Here is a 6,038-nt window from a genome sequence, read left to right on the forward strand (position 1 = left end):
GAACAGGACGCGGATCAACCGCGCTCTGGCGGCACCGACGACAGTTCGAAAGGACTGCTGCTGCGCCGCTGGTTGCGATCTTCCCGCGGCGTCGCACCGAAGAAGTTGCGGTAGGCACTGGAGAAATGCGGCCCCGAAGAGAAACCGCAGGACAAGCCGATCTGGATGATCGACTTGCTGGTCTGCATCAGCATCTGCCGGGCCTTGTTCAGGCGCAATTCCAGGTAGTACTGGCTCGGCACGCGGTTGAGGTATTGCTTGAAGATCCGCTCCAGTTGCCGACGGGACACGCACACGTGCTGGGCGATTTCGTCGGTGGTCAGCGGTTCTTCGATGTTGGCTTCCATCAGCAACACGGCTTGGGTGAGCTTCGGATGGCTGGAACCAAGGCGGTTCTGCAGCGGAATGCGCTGACGCTCGCCGCCCTCGCGGATGCGCTCGACCACCAATTCTTCGGACACCGCACCGGCCAACTCGGCCCCATGATCACGGGCCAGCACCGCCAGCAGCAGATCTAGCACCGACATGCCGCCACACGCGGTCAGGCGATCGCGATCCCAGTCGAACAGGTGACTGGTGGCGATGACCTTCGGGAAACGTTCAGCGAAATCGTCCTGCCAGCGCCAGTGCACGGCTGCACGATAACCGTCGAGCAGACCGAGTTGCGCCAGCGGATACACACCGGCCGACAGACCACCGATCACGCAACCGGCACGCACCTGTTGCTTGAGCGCGCTGCTGAGGGGCGGGGCCAGATTGGTCGGCGGCTCGTCGGCGAGCAGGAACAGTTTCTGGAAGTTTTCCAGCTTGCCGGTCCAGGCTTCGCCGGGCAGTTGCCAGGCTCCATCGGCCGCCGCTTCAGGACTGGCTTCAGCCTGCAGGAACGACAGTTCGTAAACCACCTCCGGATGCACCCGCTGAGCAACACGCAAGGCCTCCTCCGCCAGCGCCAGCGTCAGAGCTTTAGTGCTGGGCCAAATCAGGAAACCAATTCGATGGGCAGTCATGGGCGGGCAATCCGAAACGAAGAACGGTGATGAAGGCATGGGCCAATGCTAGCCCGTAAATGAACGCAAATCTCGAAACCTGCACAGCGCCCACTGTAGGAGCTGTCGAGTGAAACGAGGCTGCGATCTTTTGATTTTCAAAAGCAAGGGCAAAAGATCGCAGCCTTCGGCAGCTCCTACAGGGGATTGGAGCCAGCCTTCAGGCTGCGAAGCATGCACTATTCCGGTGCATATCGGCAGCTCTGATTACTTCAAGCTGCCCGAGAGAAACTGCTGCAAACGCTCGGATTGCGGATTGACCAGCACTTCGCGCGGGTTGCCGCTCTCTTCCACCACACCTTTGTGCAGGAACACCAACTGGTTCGACACTTCACGGGCGAAGCCCATTTCGTGCGTGACCACGACCATGGTGCGACCTTCCTGAGCCAGCGCTTGCATCACCTTCAGAACGTCGCCCACCAGTTCCGGATCGAGCGCCGACGTCGGTTCGTCGAACAGCATCACTTCCGGCTCCATCGCCAGCGCACGGGCAATCGCCACACGCTGCTGCTCGCCGCCAGACATGTGCCCCGGGAACGCGTCTTTGCGATGGGCCACGCCAACCTTGTTCAGGTAGTGCTCGGCTTTCTCGCGAGCTTCGGCCTTGGACACGCCCAGCACGTGGACCGGCGCTTCCATGATATTTTCCAGCGCGGTCATGTGCGACCACAGGTTGAAGTGCTGGAACACCATCGACAGGCGCGAACGCATGCGCTGCAGCTGTTTCGGATCAGCGGCTTTCAGCGCGCCGTCCTTGTTGGCCACCAGTTTCAGCTCTTCGTTGTTGAGCAGGATCTTGCCCGCGTGCGGCTGCTCAAGCAGGTTGATGCAGCGCAGGAAAGTACTTTTGCCGGAGCCACTGGAGCCGATGATGCTGATCACATCGCCGGCTGCCGCTTTCAGGGACACGCCCTTGAGCACTTCGTGACTGCCATAGCGTTTATGCAGGTCTTGGACTTCAAGTTTGTACATGCGGTCGGTTCTCACAAAAACAGTCAGTCAGTCGTTGAGCAAGCGCCCGTGACGCAGCGCTTCGCGCCCCGCCACCTTGGCCAGCCAGAAACCGGGTTGGGCATAGCGCAGCCGTTCAATGGCAAACAGCACCCCGGAGGTACCAGCACACACCGTGCTGACCCGATCGGACACAGGATCGATCACTTCGAAAATTTCATCTCCGGCTTCAACCCACTCGCCGGGTTTACGCAGAAAACTCACCACACCGGGGTGCGGCGCCAACAGTAATTCAGTGCCTTCGAACGGCATGCCTTCGCACGGTTCATTGGCCGGCTTTGGCCACTCGCCAGTGATCAGGCCTTGCTCGGCGAGGAACGCCAGAATGCCTTCGGCCCAGGCCAGCGCATCGGCGCGGTCGGTGTTGGCCTGACCGCCCAGCTCGACAGTCGTCGCCAGGCACGCCAGCGGAATCTGCGCGTCCGGGAACTGCCGCGACAGGCGCAGCCACGGCAACGAGCACGCCTCATCGAAGGAGCTGCCACCAGAGTCTTCCGCGAGCAAACCGACCTTCACATTCAGATGCGCGGCCAGCGACCGCCACTGCGGCCAGTGCTGCGGCAGCGCATACATGTGCAGCGCGGCTTCGGCATCGCAGTGCAGGTCCAGCACCACATCGGCGGTGCAGGCATGGCTGAGCAACACGCGCTGCATGCCTTGCAACTGGCTGCCCGCCTCGGGCATTGCCGCCAGATGCTCAGCCATGGCCTGACGGATCAGGCGAATGTTGGCGTGCGGATCGTCACCGAGACGCTCGGCCAGCGCCGCTGCAACCGGCGCGCTCAGCTCGACGAAATCGCGGTTGAAATTCTTGCCGCTGCCCGCCTCGAAACGTCCCTGATGATTGCCTTGCAGCAATTGGCCGAGGCCCAGCGGGTTGGCGACCGGCACCAACTCGATCACGCCGTTGAGCAGGCCTTGGGCTTCGAGTTCGCCAAGGCGCTTTTTCAGCTCCCAGGCGGTGCGCATGCCCGGCAGTTCGTCAGCGTGCAGGCTGGCCTGAATGTAGGCCTTGCGCTCGCCCTGACCGAAGCGGAAGACCGAAATCTTGCGCTCGCTGCCCAGATGGCTCCACGGCAATACGTGGTCGATGCGTTCCATATCAGTGCTTCCGCGGGGCCAGGTAGCTCAGCCAGCGACGCTCGGCCAGCTTGAACAGCTTCACCAGAATGAAGGTCAGGCACAGGTAGAACAGGCCGGCGGTGATGTACGCCTCGAACGGCAGGTAGTACTGCGCGTTGACGGTACGGGCCGCGCCGGTGATGTCGATCAGGGTCACGATGGACGCCAGACTGGTGGTTTGCAGCATCATGATCACTTCGTTGCTGTATTGCGGCAGCGCCCGACGCAAGGCCGATGGCAACAGGATGCGCTTGTACATCTTGAAGCGCGACATGCCCATCGCCTTGGCGGCTTCGATCTCGCCGTTCGGCGTGGCCTTGAGGCTGCCGGCGATGATTTCGGCGGTGTAGGCGCTGGTGTTGATCGCGAAGGCCAGGCACGCACAGAACGTCGCGCTGGACAGCCACGGCCACATGAAGCTTTCACGCACGGCTTCGAATTGCGCCAGACCGTAGTAGATCAAGAACAGCTGCACCAGCATCGGCGTGCCGCGAATCACGTAGGTATAAAGCCAGGCAATGCCGTTGACCGCAGCGTTCTTGGAAACGCGCATCAGGCCCAGCGGCAGTGCCGCCAGCAGACCGAACAACAGCGACAGCGCGAGCAGTTTCAGAGTGGTCAGCAGGCCGCCGAGGTACAGCGGCATGGCCTCCCAAATGACGTTGTAGTCGAAGATCATAGATCAGCCGCCCTTACGCCTACCGAGTAGCGCTTCTCAAGGTGACGCAGCGCCAGCAACGAGACACTGGTAATCACCAGGTACATCGCCGCCACTGCGAGGAAGAAGGTGAAAGGCTCGCGGGTGGCATCTGCCGCCTGCTTGGCCTTGAACATCATGTCTTGCAGGCCGACCACCGAAATCAGCGCGGTGGCCTTGGTCAGCACCAGCCAGTTGTTGGTGAAGCCAGGAATCGCCAGGCGAATCATCTGCGGCACCATCACCCGGAAAAACACCTGAAAACTGCTCATGCCGTAGGCCATGCCCGCTTCGGCCTGGCCCTTGGGGATCGCCATGAACGCACCACGGAAGGTTTCCGACAGGTAGGCACCGAAGATGAAACCGAGGGTGCCGATACCGGCGGCCAGCGGGTTCAGGTCGATGTAGTCGTCATAGCCAAGCATCGGCGCGACGCGGTTGAGCAAGTCCTGACCGCCGTAGAAGATCAGCAGGATCAGCACCAGGTCGGGAATCCCGCGAATCACCGTGGAATACAGATCGCCCAGCCACGCCAGCCAGCGAATCGGCGACAGGCGCAACGCGACCCCGATCAGCCCGAGAACGATGGCCAGGGCCATGGACGACAAGGCGAGCTGAAGCGTCAGCCATGCGCCATCGAGGATGACAGCCCCGTAGCCTTTCAACATGATTCAGGTCCTCGAAAGTTGGGATGAAAAAATGGCGCAAACCGCAGAGATCCTGTTGCTTGCGCCATTTCTGACTTGTCGCAGAGACGTGTTACTTGCCGTAGATATCGAAGGCGAAGTACTTGTCCTGGATAGCTTTGTATTTACCGTTTTCACGGATAGCCGCGATCGCAGCGTTGATCTTGTCTTTCAGCGCGTCGCCCTTGCGCACCGCGATGCCTACGCCGTCGCCGAAGTATTTGACGTCGGTGAACTGCGGACCGACGAAGGCGAAGCCTTTGCCGGAGTCAGTGTTCAGGAAGCCGTCCTGCAGCAGGGTGGCGTCCGCCACGGTACCGTCGAGGCGACCGGCGGCCACGTCGAGGTAGATTTCGTTCTGCGAACCGTATGGCTTGATCTCGGCACCCAGCGGGGCCAGGACTTCGCGGGCGAAACGCTCGTGGATCGAACCACGTTGCACGCCGATGTTCTTGCCCTTGAGCTCAGACAGGTTGTCGCTGACAACGGTGCCTTGCTTCATGACCAGACGGGCCGGGGTGTTGTAGTACTTGTTGGTGAAGTCCACGGACTTCTTGCGGTCTTCAGTGATCGACATGGACGACAGGATCGCGTCGATCTTGCGCACTTTGAGTGCCGGGATCAGACCGTCGAACTCTTGCTCGACCCACTGGCACTTGACCTTCATTTCTTCACACAGGGCATTGCCGATGTCGTAGTCGAAACCAACGATGCTGCCATCCGGCGCTTTGGAAGCGAACGGAGGGTAAGCCGCTTCGATACCGATCTTCAGAGGTTTTTCATCAGCGAAGGAATTCAGCGACAGCACGGACAGTGCCAGGGCGCCAAGCAGCACAAGTTTCTTCATCTTGGGACTCCATCGGTAAAGGGCAAAAACGGCAGAGTGAGCGACAGCCCAATATGCGAATGGGTGAATCGGGAAAGCGGTGCAGCATCGGTGGGAAATTTCCCGGTGAAACCACCAGGGGTTTCAACGTCAGCCACGATGAGCGAGTGATCGGCATTCTAACGACAGGCCCGAAGCCGATATTTCTTCAATGCGACAACTAATTACAGATGCACAGAGAAACCCGCTTGAGCACATTGACAGCCCTGCAAATTCATGCAAGAGCGAAAGACAGTGAACCGATCTATGCTGCAAATTGCGGGCCTATTATTCGCAAACCCTTCTAATCCGGCAAGCGCAGCGTTGGGTCTTATTTTTCAGCGGGGATTTTGAGGCTCTAAAACGGGGCGATTCGTTTCCCTTCGCCCCGGTTTGCCGCGGTCGGTTACACATTCGGTTACGTGGAAGGCAGGCGGTAACAGCGGGAAATGTCTTACGGGGGAGATCGATAATTATTGGTTGGGTGGTTTGGGTTTCTGACAGGGGAATACTGCGGCGTCTGACAGATGGCTATCGCTGGCAAGCCAGCTCCCACAGGGATTTCGATTGAGATTGAAATCCCGTTCACACCTCGAAAACCTGTGGGAGCT

Annotated in this window: 6 protein-coding genes; all 6 read right to left on the minus strand. The window is 59.9% G+C overall.

Features of this window, described 5'->3' with window-relative positions; genetic code table 11:
- Positions 1–14: 14 nt before the first annotated feature.
- A complete protein-coding gene (locus tag HT737_RS24095; RefSeq protein WP_182404144.1) occupies positions 15–1,007 on the minus strand; it encodes a GlxA family transcriptional regulator in 993 nt (330 codons plus the stop codon).
- A gap of 246 nt (positions 1,008–1,253) precedes the next feature.
- On the minus strand, positions 1,254–2,018 hold the full coding sequence (locus HT737_RS24100) for an ABC transporter ATP-binding protein (RefSeq protein ID WP_003227281.1): 765 nt from the start codon (positions 2,016–2,018) through the stop codon (positions 1,254–1,256).
- Positions 2,019–2,045: 27 nt separating this feature from the next.
- The gene (locus HT737_RS24105; protein WP_182404145.1) at positions 2,046–3,158 is read right to left on the minus strand and encodes a M14 family metallopeptidase; all 1,113 of its coding nucleotides are present in this window, start codon (positions 3,156–3,158) and stop codon (positions 2,046–2,048) included.
- Position 3,159: 1 nt separating this feature from the next.
- Positions 3,160–3,858, minus strand: a complete 699-nt coding sequence (locus HT737_RS24110; protein WP_047295854.1) for an ABC transporter permease — start codon at positions 3,856–3,858, stop codon at positions 3,160–3,162.
- A complete protein-coding gene (locus HT737_RS24115) occupies positions 3,855–4,544 on the minus strand; it encodes an ABC transporter permease (RefSeq protein WP_003227287.1) in 690 nt (229 codons plus the stop codon). Before HT737_RS24115 ends, HT737_RS24110 begins: the two co-directional genes overlap by 4 nt.
- 91 nt (positions 4,545–4,635) lie before the next feature.
- Positions 4,636–5,409, minus strand: a complete 774-nt coding sequence (locus tag HT737_RS24120) for an ABC transporter substrate-binding protein (RefSeq protein ID WP_027612633.1) — start codon at positions 5,407–5,409, stop codon at positions 4,636–4,638.
- Positions 5,410–6,038 lie beyond the last annotated feature (629 nt).

The sequence above is a fragment of the Pseudomonas sp. MD195_PC81_125 genome (assembly GCF_014060985.1).
Taxonomy (GTDB): Bacteria; Pseudomonadota; Gammaproteobacteria; order Pseudomonadales; family Pseudomonadaceae; genus Aquipseudomonas; species Aquipseudomonas parakoreensis.